This window comes from Massilia sp. LjRoot122, from assembly GCF_964252725.1.
Lineage (GTDB): Bacteria > Pseudomonadota > Gammaproteobacteria > Burkholderiales > Burkholderiaceae_D > Telluria.
In genome coordinates this window covers 3,405,220-3,429,618 of the sequence record NZ_CAXUPB020000001.1, presented here as the reverse complement: position 1 = coordinate 3,429,618, position 24,399 = coordinate 3,405,220, and the positions used below count along the sequence as shown (strand labels likewise).

Annotated in this window: 24 protein-coding genes; 14 read left to right on the top strand and 10 right to left on the bottom strand. The window is 62.3% G+C overall.

The window, feature by feature from the left end; all coding sequences use genetic code 11:
- Positions 1-31: 31 nt before the first annotated feature.
- On the bottom strand, positions 32-1,573 hold the full coding sequence (locus ACSQ25_RS14915; protein ID WP_436106461.1) for a L,D-transpeptidase family protein: 1,542 nt from the start codon (positions 1,571-1,573) through the stop codon (positions 32-34).
- 203 nt (positions 1,574-1,776) lie between these two features.
- Here ACSQ25_RS14915 and ACSQ25_RS14910 point away from each other — a divergent pair, with 203 nt between their 5' ends.
- The 4 genes from ACSQ25_RS14910 (at position 1,777) to ACSQ25_RS14895 (ending at position 4,417) form a co-directional block, all read left to right on the top strand.
- Entirely contained in the window at positions 1,777-2,226 is a 450-nt protein-coding gene (locus ACSQ25_RS14910) for a universal stress protein (RefSeq protein ID WP_436106460.1), read from the top strand.
- 41 nt (positions 2,227-2,267) lie between these two features.
- Entirely contained in the window at positions 2,268-2,705 is a 438-nt protein-coding gene (locus ACSQ25_RS14905) for a universal stress protein (protein WP_436106459.1), read from the top strand.
- A gap of 29 nt (positions 2,706-2,734) precedes the next feature.
- Complete coding sequence (locus tag ACSQ25_RS14900; protein ID WP_436106458.1) at positions 2,735-3,235, top strand: universal stress protein; 501 nt, start codon at positions 2,735-2,737, stop codon at positions 3,233-3,235.
- 84 nt (positions 3,236-3,319) lie between these two features.
- Positions 3,320-4,417 (top strand): GGDEF domain-containing protein, encoded by a 1,098-nt coding sequence (locus ACSQ25_RS14895; RefSeq protein ID WP_436106457.1) that lies wholly within the window; start codon positions 3,320-3,322, stop codon positions 4,415-4,417.
- On the opposite strand, the gene ACSQ25_RS14890 is transcribed toward ACSQ25_RS14895, so the two are convergent.
- Positions 4,402-5,178, bottom strand: coding sequence for a helix-turn-helix domain-containing protein (locus tag ACSQ25_RS14890; RefSeq protein WP_436106456.1), 777 nt, complete (start codon positions 5,176-5,178; stop codon positions 4,402-4,404). The two genes, ACSQ25_RS14895 and ACSQ25_RS14890, sit on opposite strands and share 16 nt — an antisense overlap.
- Positions 5,179-5,460: 282 nt before the next feature.
- Between ACSQ25_RS14890 and ACSQ25_RS14885 the strand changes: the two genes are divergently transcribed.
- The 4 genes from ACSQ25_RS14885 to ACSQ25_RS14870 all read left to right on the top strand — a co-directional run bounded on the left by ACSQ25_RS14885 (position 5,461) and on the right by ACSQ25_RS14870 (position 10,463).
- Positions 5,461-7,995, top strand: a complete 2,535-nt coding sequence (locus ACSQ25_RS14885; RefSeq protein WP_436106455.1) for a cation-translocating P-type ATPase — start codon at positions 5,461-5,463, stop codon at positions 7,993-7,995.
- Between the two features lie 74 nt (positions 7,996-8,069).
- The gene (locus ACSQ25_RS14880; protein WP_436106454.1) at positions 8,070-8,534 is read left to right on the top strand and encodes a hypothetical protein; all 465 of its coding nucleotides are present in this window, start codon (positions 8,070-8,072) and stop codon (positions 8,532-8,534) included.
- Complete coding sequence (locus ACSQ25_RS14875) at positions 8,531-9,367, top strand: universal stress protein (protein WP_436106453.1); 837 nt, start codon at positions 8,531-8,533, stop codon at positions 9,365-9,367. The genes ACSQ25_RS14880 and ACSQ25_RS14875 overlap by 4 nt, the downstream gene beginning before the upstream one ends.
- Positions 9,368-9,407: 40 nt before the next feature.
- A complete protein-coding gene (locus ACSQ25_RS14870; RefSeq protein ID WP_436106452.1) occupies positions 9,408-10,463 on the top strand; it encodes an NAD(P)-dependent alcohol dehydrogenase in 1,056 nt (351 codons plus the stop codon).
- Between the two features lie 69 nt (positions 10,464-10,532).
- Here the strand turns inward: ACSQ25_RS14870 and ACSQ25_RS14865 are convergent, their stop codons facing one another.
- Positions 10,533-11,018: a universal stress protein gene (locus tag ACSQ25_RS14865; RefSeq protein WP_436106451.1), complete on the bottom strand. Its 486-nt coding sequence runs from the start codon at positions 11,016-11,018 to the stop codon at positions 10,533-10,535.
- A gap of 390 nt (positions 11,019-11,408) precedes the next feature.
- Between ACSQ25_RS14865 and ACSQ25_RS14860 the strand changes: the two genes are divergently transcribed.
- Entirely contained in the window at positions 11,409-12,479 is a 1,071-nt protein-coding gene (locus ACSQ25_RS14860; RefSeq protein WP_436106450.1) for a PEP-CTERM sorting domain-containing protein, read from the top strand.
- 32 nt (positions 12,480-12,511) lie between these two features.
- Positions 12,512-13,183 carry a PEP-CTERM sorting domain-containing protein gene (locus tag ACSQ25_RS14855; RefSeq protein ID WP_436106449.1) on the top strand — a complete coding sequence of 224 codons (672 nt, stop codon included), beginning with the start codon at positions 12,512-12,514 and terminating at the stop codon, positions 13,181-13,183.
- 135 nt (positions 13,184-13,318) lie between these two features.
- Here the strand turns inward: ACSQ25_RS14855 and ACSQ25_RS14850 are convergent, their stop codons facing one another.
- Entirely contained in the window at positions 13,319-14,314 is a 996-nt protein-coding gene (locus tag ACSQ25_RS14850; protein ID WP_436106448.1) for a 2-hydroxyacid dehydrogenase, read from the bottom strand.
- An 867-nt stretch (positions 14,315-15,181) separates the two neighbouring features.
- Here ACSQ25_RS14850 and ACSQ25_RS14845 point away from each other — a divergent pair.
- The gene (locus tag ACSQ25_RS14845) at positions 15,182-15,592 is read left to right on the top strand and encodes a hypothetical protein (RefSeq protein ID WP_436106447.1); all 411 of its coding nucleotides are present in this window, start codon (positions 15,182-15,184) and stop codon (positions 15,590-15,592) included.
- A gap of 69 nt (positions 15,593-15,661) precedes the next feature.
- Here ACSQ25_RS14845 and ACSQ25_RS14840 read toward each other — a convergent pair whose 3' ends face one another.
- Genes ACSQ25_RS14840 through ACSQ25_RS14820 form a run of 5 tightly spaced genes read right to left on the bottom strand, consistent with a single transcriptional unit; the run spans position 15,662 to position 18,423 of the window.
- The gene (locus ACSQ25_RS14840; protein ID WP_436106446.1) at positions 15,662-16,363 is read right to left on the bottom strand and encodes an MBL fold metallo-hydrolase; all 702 of its coding nucleotides are present in this window, start codon (positions 16,361-16,363) and stop codon (positions 15,662-15,664) included.
- A gap of 31 nt (positions 16,364-16,394) precedes the next feature.
- On the bottom strand, positions 16,395-17,198 hold the full coding sequence (locus tag ACSQ25_RS14835) for a sulfite exporter TauE/SafE family protein (protein WP_436106445.1): 804 nt from the start codon (positions 17,196-17,198) through the stop codon (positions 16,395-16,397).
- 3 nt (positions 17,199-17,201) lie between these two features.
- Positions 17,202-17,645 carry a YeeE/YedE family protein gene (locus ACSQ25_RS14830; RefSeq protein ID WP_436106444.1) on the bottom strand — a complete coding sequence of 148 codons (444 nt, stop codon included), beginning with the start codon at positions 17,643-17,645 and terminating at the stop codon, positions 17,202-17,204.
- 17 nt (positions 17,646-17,662) lie between these two features.
- Entirely contained in the window at positions 17,663-18,094 is a 432-nt protein-coding gene (locus ACSQ25_RS14825) for a YeeE/YedE family protein (RefSeq protein WP_436106443.1), read from the bottom strand.
- Entirely contained in the window at positions 18,091-18,423 is a 333-nt protein-coding gene (locus ACSQ25_RS14820) for a metalloregulator ArsR/SmtB family transcription factor (protein ID WP_436106442.1), read from the bottom strand. Before ACSQ25_RS14820 ends, ACSQ25_RS14825 begins: the two co-directional genes overlap by 4 nt.
- Positions 18,424-18,518: 95 nt before the next feature.
- Here ACSQ25_RS14820 and ACSQ25_RS14815 point away from each other — a divergent pair, with 95 nt between their 5' ends.
- On the top strand, positions 18,519-18,908 hold the full coding sequence (locus ACSQ25_RS14815) for a TIGR01244 family sulfur transferase (RefSeq protein ID WP_436106441.1): 390 nt from the start codon (positions 18,519-18,521) through the stop codon (positions 18,906-18,908).
- 809 nt (positions 18,909-19,717) lie between these two features.
- On the top strand, positions 19,718-21,046 hold the full coding sequence (locus ACSQ25_RS14810) for an IS4 family transposase (RefSeq protein WP_436105139.1): 1,329 nt from the start codon (positions 19,718-19,720) through the stop codon (positions 21,044-21,046).
- Positions 21,047-21,420: 374 nt separating this feature from the next.
- Here the strand turns inward: ACSQ25_RS14810 and ACSQ25_RS14805 are convergent, their stop codons facing one another.
- Positions 21,421-22,425, bottom strand: a complete 1,005-nt coding sequence (locus tag ACSQ25_RS14805; protein WP_436106440.1) for a ThuA domain-containing protein — start codon at positions 22,423-22,425, stop codon at positions 21,421-21,423.
- 192 nt (positions 22,426-22,617) lie between these two features.
- Here ACSQ25_RS14805 and ACSQ25_RS14800 point away from each other — a divergent pair, with 192 nt between their 5' ends.
- Positions 22,618-24,231: a glycoside hydrolase family 43 protein gene (locus ACSQ25_RS14800; protein WP_436106439.1), complete on the top strand. Its 1,614-nt coding sequence runs from the start codon at positions 22,618-22,620 to the stop codon at positions 24,229-24,231.
- Positions 24,232-24,399: the final 168 nt, after the last annotated feature.

Below are 24,399 nucleotides of genomic sequence, written 5' to 3'. Positions count from 1 at the left end.
AACAGCAATTTCGCGGCAATCTACGCAAGCCTCAGTCGGCACGTAACCTCTGGAGCAGGGCGGGATCGCTTCGGTAGATGTCGTCGGCGAACAGCGCGCGGCCCTGGCGGTCGGTCACGGCGGTCGCGTAGAACAGGATGACCGTCACCGGTTCGCCCAGCACGACCCGGCGGGTCGGCCCCGGCCGCATGGCTGCGGCCACGCGAGCGGCACTCCATTCCACGGGATCGGCCAGCACGAACTGCGCGAGCTCGGCGGGCCGTGCGACCCGGATACAGCCGTGGCTCAGGTCGCGTCGAGCGCGGCTGAACAGCTCTTTCGCGGACGTCGAATGCAGGTAGATGTTCATCGGATTCGGCATGGCGAACTTGACTTCGCCAAGCACGTTCATTGCCCCCGGCCGCTGCCTGACGCGGACCGCGCCCGAGCGGATCAGGGAGATCGTCTCGGCGCCGGCCGCCGGCAGCAACTGTCCCCCGGTCGACACCAGTTCCATGTCGTTTTGCCGCAGGTAGGCGGGGTTGCGCACCAGCTTGGGGACGATCTCGCCGACTTCGATGCTGCGCGGCACATTCCAGTAGGGATTGAACTCGAGATAGCGCATGGTTCCGATGAATAGGGGCGTGGGTGTCTTGGCAGCCTTGCCCACGATGACCCGCATTTCGAGGACCTGCGCCGCCGCTCGTTCCCGAGGGTCGAATGCCCACAGGCGATAGGCGGGCACGTTGACGGTGATCGTCCGCCCCGACAGTGGCGGCAGCCAGCGCAGGCGTTCCATGGTCAACGCGAGCTGTTCGGCGCGTCGACCGGGAGCGACCGACAGGGCGGCGATGGACGCGGCCCCCAGCATGCCGTCTTCGGCCAGGCCGTGTCGCGACTGGAAGCGCCGGACCGCGTCCGCCAGGACACTGCCATATATCCCGTCGTCCTCGATGGCGGCGTCCGGGGCAAGGTCGCCCAGCAGCTGCAAGCGCTGGTGGAGCAGGGCGGCGCCGGCATATGGAGCGCCTGCGACGATGCCCGCGGGTCCGGCCGGCGGCAGGACCGGCCACTGCGGCGCCAGCCTGGCGAGCTCGCGGTAACGCGCCAGCGTCTCCTTGACCCTCCGGTACAGTGGAAGGGCCGGTGCGGCGGCGTCGACGGCATGCGGCAGGCTCCCGCCATTGACGGCGCTGCGCAGGTGTTCGACCAGGTCAAGGCCTGCGGGTGCTTCCGCCTGGCGATAAGGGGAGCGGGTGCGGCCGGCATGCAGGTCGGACAAAAACTGCAGCATGGCGGTGCTGAGGTCCCGCTCGAATCCGCCGGCATCACCGCGCAAGCCATCCAGCCTGCGCGCCAGGGCGTCGGCGCCGTAGTGTCGGGGATCGAGGCCGTGCGCGGCGGCGTCGCCCAGAATCTGAAGCGCCAGCCGCGCCTGGGACTGGCCATCGTCCAGCCAGCGCGGGGGAGAACCGGACGCATACAGGCGCGCCGCCAGGACGCCGGCGTCGAGAGGGGCGGCGGCCGCAGGCATGCTGGCTGCCAGGAATAGCAGGAACGCGAGGCCATACTTGGCCGGAAGGGAAGATTGCATTGGTCGTGCTGCTGAAGTAATGCCTAGAGGATAAGGGCGTAAGACGAACAGCGTCTTTGACCTGAGTCAAAATGCTAACGAATAAATGTGCTAGGACGGATTCGCTGCATAAGCCGTGCTTGATCTGAGTCAAACAAATAATTGACTGATCGCTCCACACTGATCTCGGTATCGGATATCGCACCACTCGTTCCAAGGCTCCCATGTTTCACAAAATCCTTGTGCCCACCGACGGTTCAGCGCTGTCGGAAGCCGCCGCGGCCGCCGCGGTGGCGCTCGCGCGCGGCAGCGGCGCCGAGATTGTCGCGCTGTCGGTCGCTCAGCAGGGCGATCCGGCGCGTGAGCAGGTCGAAAATGGCGACTGGGCGGCGCAGCGGATCCGCGCGCTGAATGCGGCTGCGCAGCGCGCCGGGCGCGTGGCCCGGCTGGCGCAGGAGGCCGGCGTGCCGCACAGCCTGGTGACCACCATGGCTTCTTCCCAGCACGATGAAATCATCCGTGTCGCGCTCGAGCTGCATTGCGACCTGATTTTCCTGGCTGCGCATGGCCAGTGCGGGGTGACCAGGCTGATCGCCGCGCGTGTACCTCAGCTTGTGCTGGCTTACTCGCCCATTCCGGTGATCTTGTACCGGGGCGGCACGGTGCCTGCCTGATTCTCAACGCCGGCCGCCCGGCATTCTTGCGGAGGTTCATCATGTACAAGCGAATCCTGCTGCCGACCGACGGGTCGCAAGCATCCATGCGCGCGGTCCGGGCAGGCGTCGACTTTGCCAGGAGCGTGGGGGCCGAGGTAGTCGCCATGACGGCGACGCCCAAGTTTCACTCCTTTACTACCGATGCCGTCATGCTGGAGGAAACTCCGCAGCAATACGCACAGTCCAGCCGGGAGCGAGGACAAGCGCTGCTCGATGCCGTGGCAGTCGTCGCGCGCGAAGCCGGTGTGCCTTGCACTGTCGTACAGCTCGTCTCTGACGATCCCTATGAAGCCATCATCGCCACCGCACGCGAACAGACATGCGACCTGATCGTCATGGCTTCACATGGCCGCCGCGGCATCAAGGGGCTGTTGCTGGGCAGCGAAACCCAGAAAGTGCTGGTGCACAGCGCCATTCCAGTCATGGTGCATCGTTAACTGCCGGCTATTTGTCAGGACATCCCATCATGTACAAACGTATCCTGGTACCCACCGACGGCTCGCCCGTCTCCGCGCTGGCGGCCGATGCCGCGATCGAGATGGCCCGCTCCACCGGCGCCGAGATCGTGGCGTTGTCCATCGTGGTCCCCGAGGCCGTCCTGCCATCGATCGAGGGTGCGATGGTGTTCGACCCGGGCCAGCAGGTCAACGTGCTGGAGGAGCACGCCCATGGCTTCGTCGGCGCCATGGCCGAACGGGCCCGGCGCGGCGGTGTCGGATGCCGTCCCGTCACCCGGATCGATCCGGACCCCGCCAGGGCGATCGTCGAGGCCGCGCGCGAGTATGATTGCGACCTGATCGCCATGGGTTCACACGGACGTCGGGGGCTGAGCCGCTTGCTGGCCGGGAGCGTGACCCAGGCCGTGCTCGCCTACGCACCCGTCCCGGTCATGGTATTCCGGCCGGCGCTGCCTGGCGAGCAGGCGCAGGCGCTGGCGCGGGAATGCCCCAGCGCTGCGCCGGCCTGAGGCAGGGGCGGCATGCATCGCGCCAGGCACTGGTTTGCCATGTCCGCCGTCCCGGCCCAGGCGACGGCTAGCCCATGGCGCCGCATGCACGCCGCATGTGGGCGCCTGCTTGGGACGCTCGAGCCGGAGGAGGAACGCGAATTCGGCGTGGCGCTCGACCGCATGCTGTCGGCCATGCTTCCAACCCTCGGCCTCGTGTTCGGCATTGCGGTCGTGCTGTTCAGCGCCTGGGATTACTGGATCGCTCCCGAGTGGGCCGGCGCGACCGCGCTGCTCCGCCTGTCGCTCGTGCTGGTCGGCAGCCTCGGGTATGTCTCCTGGAGTACCCGGTTCCCGGTAGCGTGGCGCGGCGGCCTGGTCTACGTGACGCACACGGGAGCGATGATCCTCAGCTCGGCGGCGCTGCCGGATGGACTGGTGTTGGCCTTGCCGGCGATAACCGGCGTAATGTTTCCCCTCGCCTTGGTCGAGCCGCGCCTGCACCGGCTTTTCCTGATGGTCCTGTTGCCGTCTCTCCTGTTTACCATCCTTGGCGCCGCGGCGCTGCAGAAGCACGTCTTTATCGGCTGCCTGCTGGTCTACCTGGTATCGCTCGTACTCATGGCAGCCATGGCGGTGTCGCAGGGGCGATGGCGCCGTGCAGCCTTTCTCACCGAACGGGCCCTTGCATTTGCCGCCCATCACGATAGCCTCAGCGGTGTTCTGGCACGAGGCTACCTGATCGAACTGGCGAACCACGACGTGGCGCTGGCAAAGCGTTATGGACGGCCTCTGACCATCTGCATGATCGACATCGACCACTTCAAGCGGGTGAACGACACGTTTGGGCACCCCGCCGGCGATGCACTGCTGTGCGAGGTCAGCCGGGTGTGTGCGGCGCAGTTGCGGGCCAGCGATTACTTTGGACGGATCGGCGGTGAAGAGTTTGTCAGTGTCATGCCGGAAACCAACGAGGAGGATGCCTATGCCTGCGCCGAGCGGATGCGCCGCGCGGTTGCCGCCATCCGGCACGACACGCCGAATGGGACGATCGGGTGCACCATCAGCATTGGCATCGCGGCCCTGCACCAGGAACACGGGGAATTCGCTACCCTGCTGGCCGCGGCCGATGCCGCCTTGTACCAGGCCAAGTCACAGGGCCGCAACCGTACTGTGCTGGCGCCGCCTCAGGCTTTCTCCTGACTGCTGCCCGGCTCACCGGGCGCAGCCGATATCAATGCTTCCAGCTGTCCGGGGGCGAGCAATTCGATGTCGCGCTTGTCCAGGGCGATCCACCGCTCGTCACGGAAACGCCCCAGCAGGCGGCTGATGCTTTCGATCGTCAATCCCAGGTAGTTGCCCATGTCGGCGCGCGACATGCGCAGGCGGAACCGTCGTCCCGAATAGCCGCGCTCGGCGTAGCGTGCGGACAGGTCGAGCAGCAGGGTGGCGAGGCGTTCGGCTCCGCTCATGTCCGTATGCAGCAGTGCCGTCTGCTCGCGCACGATCTCGTGGCTCAAGGCGGAATGAAAGCGCTGCATCAAGGATGCGGAATGATGCAGCGTTTCCTGGAATCTGTTGTAAGGGATCTCGCATACTTCGCTGTCTTCGAGCGCAATCGCGGTCGAGGAGTGCCGCCCGGCGTAGATCGCGTCGAGCCCCATGAGATCGCCGGCCATGTAGAAAGCGGTGACATGCGGATGACCCCGGTGGTCGGGCCGCGATGACTTCAGGTGGCCGAAGCGGACCGCGTAGATCATGGCAAAGGAATCGTCCTTGCGGAACAGTACCTCGTCGCGGGCCAGGCGTCGCCGGTAGCCGATCAGTTTGTCGAGCCGAAGGATGTCGCGCGCATCGGTGCCCGATGGAAGACACAGGTCGCGCGCAACGCAGCGGGAACAGCTCGCTATCGAGGGCGGCGCGACCGGCGCGCAGGGTTCGGCATGGAACGTCATGTCGTTCATATGTCCTCCCATGTGCCAGGAGCGGCTCATGGGTCAGTATCGGGCAAAGCGGCTGATCCGGCAAGGCGGATGTGGCGCCGTGCGCCCGGCCTCTCCCCGCGTAAGGCCGGCGCATGAGGTTCGCGATCTATGTTTTTTGCTAATTTTTGATTTGGATCAAATGCACTTCAAGACAACAGGCTTGCTGTCGGCTTAGAGTTGGGCAAGCTCGCCTGCAAGCGGGCAAACCGGGGAGGGCAATGGTCAAGGATTCTTTGATGCCGGGCTTGCTTTGGAGTCTCGATGATGCCTGACGTTTCAGAAACCTCTTCGCATGGCCTGGACGGCGCCGAAGCCGCGCGGCGCCTGGCGCGGGACGGCCCCAACCGGCTGCCCGACGCCGGTGGCAGGCGCTGGCAGCGGATCGCCGCCGACGCCGCACGCGAGCCGATGTACCTGCTGCTGGCAGGCGCCGCCGTTCTCTACCTGTTGCTGGGCGAGCCGCGCGAGGGCGTGTTTTTGCTCGGCATGGTTGTCCTGATGCTCTGCATGACCCTGTTCCAGGAGGGACGCACCGAACGCGCGCTGCAAGCCCTGCGCGACCTGAGTTCGCCGACCGCGCTGGTATGGCGCGACGGCAGGGCACAACGCCTTCCGGCTGGCGACCTGGTCGAAGGGGACCTGATCGAACTGTGCGAGGGTGACCGCGTACCTGCCGATGCGCTGCTGCTGGAGGCGGCCGGCCTGATGGTGGACGAATCCCTGTTGACGGGTGAATCCGTCCCCGTCGGCAAGCTGGCATCGCCGCAAGGAAGTGAGCCGGCGGCCCCGGGTGGCGCCGACCAACCATGGGCGTACTCCGGCACGCTGGTCGTGCAGGGCCACGGACTGGCGCGGGTCAGCGCCACCGGTGCGCGCAGCGAGATCGGGCGTATCGGCGCGGCGCTTGGCGCAATTGCCGCGCCGCCCGGGCGCCTGCAGCGCGAAACCGCGCGGCTGGCACGCCGCTTTGCGCTGCTGGGCGGGGCGGTGAGCGCCTTGCTGGTCGGGCTGCTGCTGGTCAGGGGCAGCGAGCTCGTGCAGGCGCTGCTTGCCGGTATCGCCTTGTCGATGTCGATGCTGCCCGAAGAGTTCCCCGTCATTCTCACGGTGTTCCCCGCCATCGGGGCGTGGCGCCTGGCGCGCAGCCAGGTGCTGACACGCCGCTTGTCCGCCATCGAAATCCTTGGCTCCACTTCGGTACTGTGCGTCGACAAGACCGGCACGCTGACCGAGAACCGCATGGCCGTGGCCCGGCTGTGGCGAGACGGTGCCGCATACGATCCCACATCGGCTGCGCCGATGCCGGCGCCGCACCAGGAGCTTCTGAGGCAGGCCTTGCGGGCCAGTCGCGCGCTGGGCAGCGATCCTATGGAGGCTGCATTCTGGCGCCTGGCAGCCGACGTCTTGCCCGACCGCGGGGCCGTACCGGACGGCTGGTCATTGCAGCATGAATACGGATTGACTCCGCAGCGGCCGGCGCTGGTGCATGTATGGGATCGTGGTGAGGGCACGGTCCAGGTGGCGGCCAAGGGCGCACCCGAAACGGTGGTGGCGCTAAGCTGCGCGGCCGCGTCCGTCCGGCAAGAGGTTCTTGCGGCAGCCGCCGAGATGGCGGCCGCCGGGCTGCGGGTGCTGGCGGTGGCCCGCTCGTCCGCCGCCCATCAACCGTGGCCGGAGGATCCCGCCGATCTGGGGCTCGACCTGCTTGGGCTGGTGGCACTGGCCGATCCCTTGCGAGCAGACATTCCCGACGCCGTAGCAGCGTGCCGGGCCGCAGGCCTGCGCATCGTGATGATCACCGGCGACCATCCCGACACCGCCCGCGCCATCGCACGCCAGGCCGGTATCGGCGCCGGCGAGACGCTGACCGGCGCCCAGATCGCGGCCCTGGATGGCGAGGCGCTGGCACGCCGGCTCGACGGCGTGGACGTGTGCGCGCGCATCGCGCCACAGCAAAAGCTGGACATCGTGCAGGCGCTGCAGCGCGGTGGCGCCGTCGTGGCCATGACGGGGGATGGCGTGAACGACGCACCGGCCCTGCGCGCTGCCAACGTCGGCGTCGCGATGGGGCGGCGCGGTACCGACGTGGCACGCGAGGCGGCCGAGTTGACCCTTCTCGATGACCGGTTCGCTTCACTGGTCGAGGCGATCGCATCCGGGCGCCGGATTTTCGGCAACATGCGCAAATCGATGTGCTATGTGATGGCGATGCACGTGCCGATCGCCGGCATGGCCCTGGTTCCGGTACTGCTGGGCTGGCCGGTCATGCTGTATCCGCTCCACATCGTCTTCCTCGAGCTGGTCATCGACCCCGCCTGTTCGCTGGCTTTCGAAAACGAGCCGCCGGAGAAGGACCTGATGCGCCGGCCTCCACGCGCGCCGGACGAATCGCTGTTCGGCCGGGCAGCCGTCGTCAGCGCGCTGGTGCAGGGCGCATGGGTACTGGGGCTTCTGGTCGCACTGTATGGATGGACCTTGTCGCACTTGCCCCAGCCGGAAGCACGTACGGTCACGTTTGCTGCACTCGTCCTGTGCAACCTGGCGCTGCTGATGTCGAACCGCCAGCGCGCTGGTGTCGGCGGCATTCTTCGGATCGCCAATCCGGTGTTCTGGGGGATTACCGTGGTCGCGCTGCTGCTGCTGGCGCTGGCGATCTACCTGCCGGCTGCCGCCGCGATGCTGCGACTGACGCCGCCGCCGCTGTCATTCCTGGCGGCCGCCGGCCTTGTTGCGGCCGCCGCACTGGCCGGACTCGAGTTGCGCAAATGGGGAAGGGATGGTCCGCGTCGTTTTTGACTTGCATCAAACACCTTCCATGATGAAGCGCACAGACTGCCCACTCTGAAACGACGACGAGAACAGGCCCGGTGATGATATCCAATTTGTTGCTGACCAGACATCCGCACGGGATCGTGCATGCAATGACGCTTGCCCGCAAACGGCTGCTCATCTGTATCAGCAAGGCCGCGCAGGAACCGGACGAACAGTTCTCCAGCGCTTTCGTGCGGCTGGTCGCCGCCGCCGAGTGCACCTTCCGCAACGAAGAGACGCTCATGGAAACCGCCGGCCACCCCGGCTTCCGGGACCGGCGCCGCGACAACGCATTGCTCCTCGGTGCCCTGCATCACGCGGCCTCCCAGGTGGAGGCTGGAAACCTGGCGCTCGGTCGCGAGGTCATGGCGGCATTGCCTGGACTGCTTTCCCTGCATCGAATCAGCGCACTGCGCATGCTGGCATCCAGCGCACCGCGCGGGTTTATCCGGGGAGGCATGTTCCGCACCGGACGCCTGCTCACGAAGGCGGGAAGCCGTCCGGGACGGGAGGGCGTGCGATGAGCTATCGGACCATCGTCGTGCATGCCGACCTGTCGCGGCACGCGCCGAAGCGCATCCGTCTTGCAGCCCAGCTGGCCCGGGCCCACGACTCCCATCTGATCGGCGTCGCTGCCACGGGCGTGTCGCGTGAGGTGTTCCCGCACGGATACCAGGCCCAAGCGGGGACGCTCGAAGCAAGTGTCTTCGGTCCCCTCCACGACAGCGCGACACGGGCCATCGAGCATTTCGACAGGATCGCCGCGGAAGAGGGCGTCTCACACGAATCGCGCCTGGTCTGGGACCTGGCCAGCGACGCTCTCGCCAGGCAGGCCCGGTTCAGCGACCTCGTGGTGGTCAACCAGGACGACCTGAGCGAAGCGCTGGCTGAGACGATCGGGCGTATCCCAGAGTATGTTGCCTTTACCAGTGCCCGCCCGGTGCTGGTCGTGCCGTGTGCGCCCGTCGCGGGGGCACCAGGCCAGCATGTCCTGCTTGCCTGGAACGGCAGCAAGGAGGCTTCGGCCGCCATTCGGGCGGCGATACCGCTGCTGCGGAAAGCGACTCGTGTCAGCGTCGTTGCCTTCCGTTCACCCGACGACACCGATTTGCACGACCTGCGCTACCAGGCCGATCTCGCTGCCTACCTGGCCCGGCACGACGTCGCGGCCGAGATCATGGCCTTCGACCGCCACATCGATGGCGGCCATGCCCTGCTCGCGATGGCCGCGCAGGAAGCCTACGACCTCATCGTGATCGGCTGCTACGGCCATTCCCAGTTCCGCGAGCTGTTCCTTGGCGGCGTCACCAGTACGCTGCTCCACGACGCCACGATACCGGTGCTGATGGCCCGCTGAGCGGGTGAAAGACCGGGGCCGCACACCTTCAGGGGGCGACATGCAGATGATGAATGCAGCAGTATTCACCGGTCCGGGGCGCATTGCGCTCGACCGCAAGCCGGTGCCGGTCCCCGGTCCGGGAGAGGCCCTGGTCAGGGTGACGATGACGACGATTTGCGGGACCGACGTGCATATCCTGAAGGGTGAGTATCCGGTTGTGCCGGGACTGACCATCGGCCATGAACCGGTCGGCGTCATTGCCGAACTCGGTGCGGGGGTAGAGGGCTACGAAGTCGGGCAGCGAGTGGTAGTCGGCGCGATTACTCCTTGCGGACAATGTCATTCCTGCCTGGAGGCACATCAATCGCAATGTGGTGGCCATGCCATGGGAGGGTGGCGGTTCGGGAACACGATCGATGGCTGCCAGGCGGAATTTGTACGGGTACCGTTTGCTATGGCCAACCTGGCGCCGATACCGGATGAGCTGAGTGACGAACAGGTACTGATGTGTCCCGATATCATGAGCACCGGTTTCGGCGGCGCAGAGAATGGCGCGATTCGGATCGGCGACACCGTGGCTGTCTTCGCCCAAGGTCCGATCGGCCTGTGCGCCACAGCTGGTGCGCGTCTGCGCGGCGCCAGCCGGATCATTGCGATCGACACCGTACCCGCTCGTCTCGAGATGGCCAAGCGCCTGGGCGCCGACCATGTCGTCGATTTCCGCACGACCGATCCGGTGCAGGTGATCCTCGACTATACCGACGGTCAAGGCGCCGATGTTACGATCGAAGCACTGGGTACCCAACAGACCTTCGAAAGTTGTCTGCGCGCCCTGCGTCCGGGCGGCACGCTTTCGAGCCTGGGTGTCTATTCTGGCAAGTTGCACTTGCCGCTCGATGCGTTCGCTGCGGGGCTAGGCGACCATAAGCTCGTCACCACGTTGTGCCCTGGCGGCAAGCACCGGATGCGTCGTCTCATAAACATCGTGGCATCGGGAAGAATCGATCTGCGGCCTCTGGTGACCCATCGCTTCCCGCTCGAGAAGATTGAAGAAGCCTACGAGCTGTTCGCTAACCAGCGCGACGGTGTACTGAAGGTGGCGATCTTGCCCTGATAGAAATCTGGCATAAGCTCGGTGCATGTCAAAATGTCGTTCATGCGTCAGCCTCGCAGCGACAGAAGTTCATGCCAGATGGGCTTCCGGGAAATCTGGTGGCGCTGCATCCCGTGGGTCACGCAACAACAAAACCGGAATTGCAGAGTTTGCGAGGACGTGCTGCGCGACGCTGCCGGCAAAGAGCTTGTTTGCGTCGTTGGGTCCGTGCGTTCCCATGACAATCAGGTCACAGCCGTACTCTTCCGCCACCCGAATGATCTCTGGACCTGGCGCAGAAGACAGCGGAGTAAGCGCCTCACAATCCACGTGGCTGGCCTGAGCAATGCGCGCTACCGTGTCGACATGAGCGCGAGCAGCTTTACGAGCGCGTATCAACTCCGCCTGCGCATCGGGCACTTCTGCGGCTTCGTCCCGCATTGAGAAATACGGTTGCGCAACCGACACCGCGACGATGCGCCCTGCGCCGGAGCGTGCGAGCTCGATGCCCATTTGTGCAGCCCGGACCGCCAAGTCCGAGCCATCGGTAGCAATGCAAATTCGTTCGAGGAACATGATTGTCAATCAGTGGCTAAGCAGAGCACAGCATTACCATTTCGCGCACACAGCGGTTTGACCATTGTCAAAAACGAAGCAGATTCTGCGTGGCGGAATGGTGGCGCCTTTTGCGGTCAGAAGCGGACCTCAGCGGTCCACACTAAGCCAAATAGAGACCGGTCAATAAGTTATTTGATCTGACTCAAAAATAGATGAAGTTTGATAGGAGACTACGCAAAATACCGAATGGCCGAAGCCCGCGAGCGCGGGACCGCAGTAAGATTGTCGAACCCACTTGCTGCATGCCGCCGCTGGACAGCACCGGGCACCACGGCGCCTGCAATCGACGCCAAAAGTGAAAGCCCGTCCGTTGCGGCGGCCTGATGCACAGATGATGGAGGACGCAGCATGCGACGATTTTTTCCTGCCTTGGCAGTTGCTGTGCTCGCACTGCCACACATGGCGGCAACGGCAGCACCCGCATATGTTCCGTACACGGTCGTCAGCGGGAAATATGCTTCAGCAGTTGCCTTGAACGACAAGGCACACTATGCAGTGAACAGTTCTCCACCCGATGTACCGTTTCAGGTCGCATCCATTTCGGATGGACTGTCCAGCTTCAATATTGGACACATAGGCGGTTCCACGACGCGCATCCGTTCGCTCAACAATCATGGCGATGCCGTGGGAGAGGGCACGACGCACGAGGGCGCCCTCCAGTCCTTTCTTTATTCCGATGGGCAGATGCGCAACCTGACGGTGGCCTACGGGCTTCGCGCGGCTTCTGCGATAAACGACGCCGGAACCATCACCGGGCAAAGCGCAGACAACCGTGCAATGACGATCAGGGACGGTAAGGCCGAGGTCTTCGGCCCTCCGAATAGTACGGCGGACGCCATCAACGACAGGGATGACGTGCTGGTCGGCTATGCGCCGGAAGGCTTCGGTACCCGTACCGCGATATACAGTCGTGTCCTCGGAACACTGGAGCTCCTTCCATTGCTCGGCGGCCCGCACTTGGTCGGGACCGCTATCAGCAACGACGGCTGGGCGACCGGATATGGCTTTACCGGCGATAATCGGGTACATGCCTTCCTGTACGATGGAGCAGGGATGCTCGACCTGACCCCATCGGCCGGGAGTAGCACTGCCTACGACATCAATAACTTGAATCATATCGTCGGCAGCATGGACAATCGGGCCTTCTGGTACGGCGGTGGCGTCCTCGTTGACCTGAATACACTCATCGATCCGGAAGCGGATATCCTGCTCACGGCGGCCATCGCCATCAATGACCATGATCAAATCCTCGCGAAAGGATGTGACCGGGCAGGTGTATTTTGCTATGACACCGTCTTATTGAACAGTGTCACTGCAATCCCGGAGCCAGAGACGTACCTGATGCTGGTAGCTGGTCTGGCATTTCTGGCCGCGCGAAGACTGGCCGCCATCGTTCGGTGGCACCGATTGTCGTCATGATACGCGCGCATCTGGACAAGCCGGAGACCTTCATGTCCATCTCTATCAAACGCAACTGTCTGCTGTTGCTGGCGCTACCGGGCATTGCCTTGGCCGATCCGATGCCGGTGACAACGCATTCGGTCGGCACCAGCCATATCGATAACACCGTCCTGAGCGTGCTCGGTCTCGCCAATCTGACCACGACCACGCCGCTGCCCTTTGAGTTGACGCTCACTTCGACATTCGACCCTGATACGATTCCGTCGTTCTGGGCTTTCAATGATGGTGGTGAGGTCACGATTGACTTTCGCATAGGTAGCCAGGCCTACCGCTACGCAGGCAGCGCTACCAGTTCTGTGAATGTCTATAACCAGTCCCCCACTACCTACGCATATAGCCATTACATCTGGTTCGACAAGCAAGGCCCGTCCGAGGCAAGCTATACGGTCCGCTTCTCACATACCCTGTATTACCTGCCGGGTAGTCTTGGACTCAGCGACCCGCTTATGCCATTTCGCGCTGACGAGAAGGATGGCCTATACGGTTATTACACCATTGACGCGGTTCCAACCGATCCTGATGTGCCACTCAGTTGGCAGATGTCATCGTCCAACACCAATGCTGCACTCTCTGTACAGGTTGGAGTCGTGCCGGAACCTGCATCGTTCGCCCTGCTGGCGGCGGGTCTTTTGACCCTCGGTTTGCGCCGGATTTCGGGGTGACTGGTTGTAGCAGCGCGACTGGCACCAACCCAGCGTTGTGACGCTCGCCGTTTAGTATCGAAGCCTTGCGCATTTCCGCAGGCATTGGCTCATCTCCTTTTCGAGCATGGGAGAAGCCGTCGCTTGGGGTAAGGCTTACTCGATAGAGACCTCGTTGACAAGTTTTTCGCCGCGTTCGAAGGCGCTTATGCTGTCGATCGTCGTCTGCATGATCTGCCCGATCGCTTCGACCGTAAAGAAGGCCTGGTGGCCGGTGACGATCACGTTTGGGAAGGACACGAGGCGTTGGATAACGTCGTCGCAAATAATCTTCGAGGACAGGTCCTGGAAGAACAGGCTGGCTTCCTGTTCGTAGACGTCGATCGCCAGCCCGCCGAGCTGCCCGCTCTTGAGCGCAGCAATGGCGGCCTCGGTATCGACCAGGCCACCCCTGCTGGTGTTGATAAGGATGCAGCCGCGCTTCGCGCGGGCAAGGCTGTTCGCATTCACGATGTATTTGGTCGCGTCGGTGAGCGGGCAGTGCAGGGAGACCACGTCGCTTGACGACAGCAGTTCGTCAACCGGCACATAGCGCGCGCCGGCCGCTTCGAAGGTGGAATTGGGATGCGGGTCATGGCCGAGGACTGTGCAGCCGAAGCCCGTCATGATCCTGGCGAAAATGCTGCCGATCTTGCCGGTGCCGATGACTCCGACCGTCCTGCCGTGCAGGTCGACCCCCATCAGGCCGTCCAAGTCAAAATTGCCGTCGCGAGTACGGGCGCTGGCGCGGGCGATCTTGCGGTTTACCGCCAGCAGCAGGCCGACAGCGAATTCAGCCACGGAATAGGGCGAGTAATCGGTGACGCGTACCACGGCAATGCCGTGCCGTGCCGCCGCCGCGATATCAATCTGGTTGTAGCCGGTGGAGCGCGTTGCCACCATGCGGGTGCCTTGCTTCGCCAGTATATCCAACACCTCGGCATCGACACTGTCGTTGACGAAGACGCAAACAGCTTCGCATCCCTCGGCCAATACCGCACTGGCCGTTGTGAGGCGATCGTCGAAGAAGCGCAGTTCGTGGCCCGCGCGCTCGTTGGCCCGCGCCAGCATGGTTCTGTCGTAGCGCCGTGCGCTAAATACTGCCGTCTTCATATTCTCTCCCTCAGCGCACCTGTGTCGTTAGCACGATTACGCTTTGCTAAATTCGCTAATCCGCTAATCGCTGGCAGGTGACCTCGTGCGGAAGACCGTAAAAAATGCTGGTGTTTTTTCCATCTGTTGACCTAGTTCGCTGTACAGATGCGCATTGTCATGCTCTCGAATCACGTATAAATCCCGAAAATTGTTAGGACACGCATAACGGTCCGCAACCGGGCCAAGAGTTGGCCTTCTCCTATGCTGTCACAGAGCGCTGGGTTTAAGTGTTCAATGCCCAGATCATTTCTTATTAATCTAGATTTTGGCGAAGCAGGATCGATTTGTGTACACCTTCCAATAGGCCTTGCTCTTAGCAAGCAGGGATCTAGACTGGCAATGCCCACCTTGGGCATCGTATTTGCTGGGTATCAGCGTTAAGCTTAGGAGAGCATTATGGCTCGCAAGTTTGGTCCTCGCATAGACCGGCGGAGCGACCAATGCACTTCGTCAATTATCGATGCGGCAATAACCACATCGGCCACAAATGATTTGTTTTCTGTTGCGAAGGCCTTAGGTGAGAGAGGCGTTGAGCTGAAAGTGATAGCGCGTACCCTAATCAAGCCGGCGAAACGCCGCGCCGCGCCGCGCTAAGTCTGCTTCAATGTCGTGCATCAGACGCACGAGCGTTCTCATGTACGACACCGTGTATGCATTTACGACACTATGGTTTCGTGCTGCAGGATCTCCGAGGACTCCGCTTAACGAGGCACTTCGCCCGACTTCTCGTCGGGTCTCTTTTTTGTGCCCGTAGCGTGTTCATTCTACGAGTTCCCCCTTGAAGTGTGAAGTATTGGCTCCACTCCTCTCTAAGAGGGAGGAGACATGAAATCCGCATTGTTGCTTGAGCAAGATATAGATTCTTGCGCCCGAACAGCTCAGGCGCTAAAGTGGCTTGGCTACACTGTTGCCCCGATTCGCACTGCACAGCAGGCATTGAGTGCGGTTCGAATGCTAAAGTTCGACCTGATCGTGACCAGTACAGCTGAAAAACCAAATGATCGGAGAGCACTTACTGGAGAACTTAAACGCTCGGCTCCCGGGTCATCAATTGTTCTTATTGCCGACGATAGAGCTCAGCAGCAGGAAAAACAACTGAAGAGCTATCCCGGAGTTAGCGCCGTGATCAAGCGTCCTGCGTCGCTTGAAGCCTTGCGAAAGGCGGTCGAATACCAACTGGACTATGAGTTGCTGCCAGCGCGCTTTTCTACAGAGCAGGAGCGTCGGCGGTCCTGAGCTAGATTGCACCTTTAACGGCCGGTTGCCGCCATTCCGTGGTCGGCATGTCGCTGGATCAGAGTAAACTCAAGCACTGTGCGGCAAGCCAAGGTTCTGGTTGGCCGGTACCGCCACGTCGATTAGCTTCGGCTTCGGAAGCTTCAGCTCGCCCATGAGCTGGACAAAGTCCGCGCGGCTCCGGTTGACCATGCGTGCGTTATGACGTTTTTCCCAGCCGATCGTCGACACCGCTTGGCCCTTGTAGTCGTGGCCGGGCCACATCAAGGTGTCGTCCGGCAGCGTAAACAGCTTGCTCGTGACGCTGTCGTACAGTGATTCCGCGCTGCCGCTTTGGAAGTCGGTGCGCCCGCAACCGTCGATCAACAGCGTATCGCCCGTGAACACGTTGCCGCGCCAGACGTAGCTCATGCTGCCGGCGGTATGACCTGGCGTGTGCAGAACGCGGATCTCCTCATCGGCGCCGAAGCGGATGACGTCGCCATCTTTCAGCTGCAGCTCGGCAGGCGTGATGCCGCAACCACCTGGAACTGCAGCAACCGCGCCAGTCAGTTCGCACAGCCTGCCAGCCGAGGTCACGTGATCGGCATGGGCATGGGTCTCGAACACGTAGCGCAGCTTTAAGCCGAGGCGCTGCAGGTGCTGAAGGTCGCGTTCCCAGTGTCGCTCTACAGGGTCGATGATGACCGCTTCCTTTTCTCCTGGCGCGACGAGGATGTAAGTAAAGGTCGAAGAGTCGGTATCAAACAGCTGGATTGGGTTCAGGTTCATCTCGTTCTCCAAAAAACTTCACGTAATGCAATCAAGAGAGCAGGGCCTTGGCCCCCATGCCGAGCGCGGCGAGGGCCGACACTACGGCGAACGCCTTTTGTAAGGCGGGTCCCGCCACCCGGGCTGCGAGCGAGCGGCCGCCGAGCATCCCGGCGAGGGCACCACCCGCGAAAGGCGCCGCGGTGGACCAATCAATACCGCCCTGTGTCGCCGAGGTGGCGACCCCTGCGATGGAAATGATGGCGATGACGGCAAGGGAGGTCGCCACAGCCGACTTCATCGTCAGGTCGGTGTAGCGCTGCAGGGCGGGCACCATCACGAAGCCACCACCGACACCAAGCAGTCCCGAGAGGAAGCCAGCAAGCGCGCCCGACAGACTGAGCGCCCGCATGCATGGGCGGGTCCAGACGAAGCGGCCGGTCTGTTCGCCGCGCACACATACGAGCTTGTCCGGGCCCTGTGCTGCCGTCGTCCCGGCAGCCTGGCGCCAGGTCTTGGCAGCGACATAGAGCAGGGTCATGGCGAACAGCAGGCCCAGCCACCGTCCATCAACCGCACGTGCAGCCCATAGGCCAACCGGCGACAGCAGCATCCCGGTCACCGCGATCAGAAGCGCGGCGCGGTAACGCACTTGTCCCCCTCGCAATCCCAGTACCGCACCCAGCGCCGCCGCCATCCCGACCGCCAGCAGGCCGATCGGTCCCGCCTCGGCTACGCTCATACCAGTGCCGAACACGAGCAGTGGGACAGCCAGGATGCCGCCGCCGGCACCGGTCAGCGCCAGGATCAACCCAACGACGAGGCCGAACACGGCGGCCAGCGGCAGTGCGTCCATGGCTCAGGCCTTCCCGGTGGCGAGAGCCTTGCGGCCGTTAAACCATTCGAGCAACTCGAACAGGCTCATACCGGCCACCATGGCCAGCGCAAAGATCCATGGCTTGGGATCGCCGGTCGCCAGCGAGGCCAGCGCCGGACCAGGGCAGTAGCCCGCCAGACCCCATCCGGCACCGAAGGCCAGCGAACCGAGCACCAGTCGGCGGTCGATCCGGGTTGCGGTCGGAAGACGCATCGCTTCTCCGAGCAGCGAGCGTTCGCGCTTGCCGGCAATGCGGAATGCAACCAGACCGACGAGGATTGCGCCTCCCATGACGAAGGCCAGCGACGGGTCCCAGTTACCAGCAAGGTCGAGGAAGCCGATCACCTTGGCCGGATCTGTCATGCGCGAAACGATCAGGCCGATGCCAAATACAACTCCAACAATGAATGCCATCAGGATGTTCATATCGGTGTCCCTATGTCTCAAACGAAGAGGTGGCGCGTCACGAAGACGGTGGCGAAGCCGGCCAGCATGAATGCGGCGGTGGCGACTAGTGAACGCGGCGATTGCCGCGACAGGCCGCAGACGCCGTGCCCGCTCGTACAGCCTGCGCCATAACGGGTGCCCAGGCCAACCAACAGTCCAGCGATGGTCAAGGTCACGTCGTCGGCAGCGACTGTGGCAACCGGGAGCGCCGAGAACATTGCGTAGGCGAGGGGGGCGGCAGCGAGGCCAAGCGGGAAGGCCACACGCCAGCCGATGTCGCCACACGCGGGACGCAGCAGGCCCCCGAGAATGCCGCTGATACCGGCGATCCGGCCGTTGAACAGTACGAACCCAGCTGCAGCGGTGCCGATGATCAGTCCGCCTGCGAGCGAGGTCCAGGGGGTGAAGTGGATCCAGTCGATGTTCATGTTTTTACTCCTTGGGTGGGCAGGCAGAACTGTTGATACAGGACCTGCATAACCGCAAGCGCTTCACTGCTGTCGATGCGATAGAAGATCTGCTTTCCTTCACGGCGCGTACTGACCAGATTTTCCTCGCGCAGTACGGTTAGCTGCTGGGACAGGGTAGGCTGGACGATCCCCAGAAGGGTCTCTAGCTCGCTGACGCAGTATTCGCCCTGTGTCAGCTGGCACAGCAGCATCAGCCGGTCGGGATTGCTCAGTACTTTCAGAAGGGCGCAAGCCTGCGCCGCTGCAGCCCGCATTTCGTGCAAATTGAGTTGTTGTGTGTCAGCCATGGCTCACCTCAGTTAATCTATTGAGATACATTATATCGACACACAATCTATCTTTCAATATACTGTGGTTTTGTTTCGATATACAGGAGAGCACCATGACCATTCGTTACCTCAACAAGGACTATGCAGTGGCGCCACAGGTCTTGCCGTCAGATGTCGCCCATTTGAAGGAAAAGGGCTTCGCCACGCTGGTCTGCAACCGGCCTGACGGCGAGGGCGGCGACCAGCCGTCGTTCGCCGAGATTGCCGCTGAAGCGCAGAAGCACGGCATGCAGGCACTGCACCTGCCGGTCATTCCGGGGAAGATCACGCTGGCCGACCGCGATGCCTTTGCCGCGCTGTACGCAGCGGCGCTGAAGCCTGTGCTCGGGTTCTGCCGCACGGGCATGCGCGCCGAGATGCTCTGGAACGATACACATGATCGACTGCAAGGTCAGTCGGGGACTGTTGGGAACGGTTTTGAAGGTAGAGGTGCTCAGCTGTGACCAGACTCCGTGCCTCCGGCCTGGCGTTCGCGATTAACGATGCATTGCGGATTCTGGGCCGCGGACATAACGCGAAAATCGGGGATGATGATGCCATTTGCTAAATCGAGCCGATCTCTACGTTCCGGCGTCGTCCATTCGATGAGGACCCTGCATGACAGGCATGCGCATGGTCCGCCGTCTCCATGGGTTTCTTCTGTCTCGAAGAAGCTCTTCTGGACGGCCGGTGGCCGTGCGTCGCTTTATCAGGCGCTGACGCCTGACTTTGATTGCCCGGGAGTCCGCGTAAAGAGGTTTTTGCGCACACAAACCGTCCATCATGACCATCGCTAGCGGCCCCATCTCCGCCTTGTACTGCGCAGCCGTCACTCAGGCCGGGAGTGGCAAGCTATTTGTCAGCAACAGCATTGCCGGCGTTGCTGCGCGCGTGACATCGCCGCTACCCATGCCCGCTAGCTGATACGCTGGTGGTCGTTCGGTCCGTCGGTGCGAAGGCAAGCGACCTTATGACGCTATCTGCAGGTAGAATTTGGCCGTGGGAAGTCGCGCAATGTTGAGTGCAGGATTCTCCTTCATTGTCCTGCTTCGACCAGGGTATGTAAGCGAATGAGAAGGGGTAGGCTCCAAAGTGGTATTGGCTGAACATCAGTAACCATGCAGGCCTTGCGCCGCAATACGAATTCCACCGTCTCCGCCAAGTTGCAAAAGAAGAAGCCACCGCAAGGTGTAATGCCGTTCAGTTAAGACTGAGCGGCATTTTTCTTTTGGGGTGTTGTAAACGGTAGCTAAGGCTGTTAACCTGCGTCACCATGTTTGATGACGCGCTCCATTTCCTCGTGCAGGCCCAGGAAGACCCAGACTGGGCCCGCCTAGGGCAGCACTTGCCTTACGAGTGGATCGAGCAAGCGGTTGCATATACTGGCAAAGCGAGCATTCGACAGCGCCGCTTACCGGCCGAGCAGGTAGTGTGGTTGGTGGTGGCCCTGGCGCTGTACCGTCACCAGTCCATCAGCGAAGTGGTCGACGACTTGGACTTGGCATTGCCGGATGCGCAGGTGCCTTTCGTCAGTAAAAGCGCAGTCGCCCAGGCACGGCAGCGTCTTGGCGCCGAACCGCTTCGGGCACTATTCGAAATCTCGGCAAAGGCTTGGTCTGAGCAGGATCGAAAGCAGTACTTGTTCAAGGGCCTGAGCCTGTTCGCGATGGACGGCACGACCTTGAAGACTGCCGACACGCCGGAGCTGCGTGAGCATTTTGGAGAGCAGGTCTATCCCAGCGGACGCATCTCCAGCTATCCGCAGGTACGCGGCGTGACCTTGACCGCGGTGCCGACCCACTTGATCCGTGATGCGAAATTTGGTCCTTATGGGATCAATGAGATGCTCTATGCAAAAGAGCTGCTTGCATCGATTCCAGACGACTCCCTTACCGCCTTCGACAAAGGGTTTCTGTCGGCTGAGATTCTGTGCGGCCTGACCATGGTTGGAGCAAACAGGCACTTCATCATCCCAGCCAAGGCCAACACCAAGTGGGAAGTCGTCGGCGGCACATCTGACGATGCCGTAATCGAAATGCGCGTATCGCCCCAGGCACGCAAGAAGTGCCCGGACTTGCCTGAAACCTGGCGCGTGCGCGCGATTACGATCATCGACCAGAGTGCACGCAAGCACGTATTGCTGACATCACTGTTCGACACCAAGCGCTACACAGCCAAGGACATCGCCGCTTGCTATACCCAGCGCTGGCGGATTGAAACGAGCTATCGCGAGCTTAAGCAAACAATGATGGGCATGGCGCTAACCCTGCGCAGCCGCACCGTCGACGGCGTGTATCAGGAAATTTGGGGAGCCCTGACCGCTTACAACCTGATCCGGCTGGAGATGTCCAAGGCGGCACTAGAGGTGAAATGCGAGCCGACCGAGATCAGTTTCATCCGCGCCTTCCACATCATCCAATACGAACTACATTGGGCAGCGGTGACCCGAGCATACGGCAAGTTGCCTGCGTTAATGCAGCGCCTTCGCCAACGCCTCGTCATGCTCCTGAATGAAGAACGGCCCGGCCGAAAAATCGACCGGGCCGTCAAGGCCTTACCTCATCGTTACACCGTTCGTGTCCTGAAGAAGGACCTTAACTGAACGGCATTACACCGCAAGGTGGCTTTTTCTTTTGCAAATGCGGAGACGAGGAAAGCGCCTGCGCGCTCTCCGTGTGGGATTCGAAGGGTTTCGCGTACCCGCGAAACCGCGGCCCGCGGAACGTGGGTGAATCCCTCTGTCTCCGCCAGATTGATGTTTGCTGAGCTTTAGCAAACACTTGAAACCCAGGCACTCGTACCAGTAACTTTCCCACAATCTCTAGCGATGAGTTGCCGCTGTTTCTTGAAACGTTGCGCAGCAATGAGGCATGCATGCAAGCGGTGACGGGATGAAAATTGGTGTTATCACACTGATCCTCGCCTAGTCAGAACTCCCAGTGAAGTGATGCACACCGCCTTGCGGTCGACCGCGGATCACTTCCGCGGGTGTGGCCTCGGATACGGACCATGGGTCAGTCCCAGCGCCCATTTGATGGCTTCGCTATACATCCTGACGATCTCAGGGTCCGAGTACGCTTCGTGCGTATGCCCAAGGCTCGATGCGAAGACCCGTCCGTTGCCATACGATTTGATCCATGCGACGGGCATGTCGTGGTCGGACGGCACTTCGTTTTCTATGCCGAGCGTTGGGACCGCGGTCTCGTCGATGCGCAGCAGAACATCGATGTCCTCGCGCGACCAGTTGCGTACCGTGTACAGTTCGTCCTGCTTCACGAAGCGAGCTGGAAAGAATGCGGTGGCGGGGAATGCCGTATTTTCAGTTCGAAGAGGGAAGGGATAGATGGGCTGCTCCACCGTATTGAATGGATGGCCTACCTGTTCCGCACCGACCATGTCGATGTAGTCTGGCCAGTCATGATTCGCATCCAGGCCGCCGTGCATGACAACGAGGCCCTTTCCTTTGCGAACGAAGTCCAGCAGCGCCTTCTTCTGGAGCGGAGACAGTTGCCAGTCCCCATCCGCACTGGCCACGACGACAGCATCGAAGTCGCCGAGCCCCTTCGGCTGGAAGCCTGCATTCATAGGGCCGCCGCCCGCGGGATTCACGAGTGTGAAGTCGGTGCGCAATTCCGCCTCCCATAAGCCGCTGTCCCGGCCCCAGCGATGCACTCCTGCCATTGCCGTGGAAATCGAGTCGTGCTGGAACTTGCGCGCGCCGCCGAGCACGAGCACCCGCTTGACGGTGGGCGAGCGCGGCCCGGTTTTCAGCTTAAGAAAATAGTCCTCGATGGACTGGCCAGGGGCCGGGCCCGGACCGGGCAGTTTCATGGTGGACGGTCCGGGCCAAGTTCCCTTGAAGACCTTGCTTGGCGCCTTATCGTTGACTGCCGACGCGCCAATCGGCAGGGCCAGCAGCAAGCCGAGAAACGCGGCGACGGTGCGCAGGCCATTGCCTGCTTTGGGGGTGTTGCGCTTCATCAGTATTCTCCGTGGCCTTGGATGCGTACCGACTCTAGTCCATCGGCGCCGGCCCGGGCAGTCGCCATTGCTGATGGCAGCAATCGGATTTGATGATTGGAATTCCTCCAGTGCTTGTGTCTTAATTGCAAGTGGCAGCAACAGCCAGCACCAAGGCAGTCTTCGAACTCGTAAACCTGACTAGGAATCGAAATGCAAGTAAGAAACATCGCAGCAGCTTTTCTGGCCGCCTGCGGGTTTGGCCTGGCCGCCACCGCCACGGCCCATCCGCCGGCGCCGGAGGGCGTGCGCTACCAGAACCCGGTCCTGCCCGGATTCTATTCCGACCCGAGCGCCTGCCGGGTCGGGAACGACTACTACATGGTGCACAGCAGCTTCGGCTACTTCCCGGGGGTACCCATCTTCCACAGCAAGAACCTGGTGAACTGGGAACAGATCGGCCATGTGCTGACGACGGCGCGCCAGGCGCCGCTGGAAAAGGCCGGGATCACGCTCGGCATTTTCGCGCCGACCCTGCGCTGCCATGGCGGCACCTATTACATGATCACGACCAACGTGACCAATAAAGGCAATTTTTTCGTGACCGCGAAGGATCCACGCGGCCCTTGGTCCGACCCGGTCTGGATCGACATTCCGGGCATCGACCCGAGCCTGTTCTTCGACGACGACGGCAAGGTATGGGTGACGTCCACGCTCAACTGGGGCAAGGATATCCACGAAGGCATCTACCTGGCGCAGGTCGACCCGGTGAGCGGCAAGCTGCTGTCCGAGCGCAGGAACATCTGGGCGGGTACCGGCGGGCGCTATCCCGAAGGGCCGCACCTGTACAAGAAGGATGGCTATTATTACCTGATGATCGCGGAAGGCGGCACCCAGTTCGGCCACAAGGTCACCATCGCCCGCAGCACGCACGTTGATGGACCGTACATGGCCAATCCCGGCAATCCGATCATGACCCATGCGGACAACAATGCCAGGGACAAGCTGTTCCAGGGTGTGGGCCATGGCGATCTGGTGCAGGCACAGGATGGCTCCTGGTTCATGCTGGCGCACGCCTTCCGCGTCAACGGCGAGCACCAGCACCTCGGCCGCGAGACCGTGCTGGCGCCGGTCCGCTGGGACAAGAACGCGTGGCCGGTCGTCAACGGCGACGGCACGATCGCGGCGGATATGATCGCGCCATCCCTGCCGGCGCCGGTGCGCAAGCAGGGCTACGCCCAGAAGGACGGCTTCGACGGCCCGCGCCTGGGCCTGGCATGGAATTACCTGCACAACCCCGTCGCGGCGAATTATTCGCTGACAGCGCGCCCTGGCTACCTGCGCCTGCTGGGCGCGCCGGCGACCCTCGCCAAACCGGATGACCTGACTTTCATCGGCCGCCGCCAGCAGCACTTCGATTTCGAGGCCAGCACCGAGCTCGAGTTCGATCCGAGCGCCGCCGGGCAGGAGGCAGGACTCACGCTGTTCAAGGATGGCGAGCACCACTACAAGCTGTCGGTCCAGGCGAGCGGTGGGCGCCGCGTGCTGGTGCTGGCCTACCACCTCGGCAAGATCCGCCACGTGGAGCGGCAGGCCGAGCTCGCGCCCGGCCCGGTCCGGCTGCGCGTCTCCGGCGACAAGGACAGCTACGCCTTTTCCTATGCGCAGGGTAGCGGCAAATGGCAGGAACTGGGCCAGGCCGATACCCGCTACCTCAGTTCGGTGACCGCGGGCGGCTTTACCGGGGTGTATATCGGCTTGTATGCCTCCGGACCGGCCGCGCCGGCGGACATCAACTGGTTCGACTACCGGCCGAAGGGCGAATGATGCATTAGCGCAAGCCGGACGGAGGCCAGTTCGTTCCGTCCGGCAAGCCTCGGAAATTCCGATAGCTGGTATCGGCGAAAACCATTGTCCGTCTTTACAAGCTGGGGCTAATCTGACCATCGTGCCAATGCAAATTGCATACATAAATAGAGCACGTTATAGGAGACA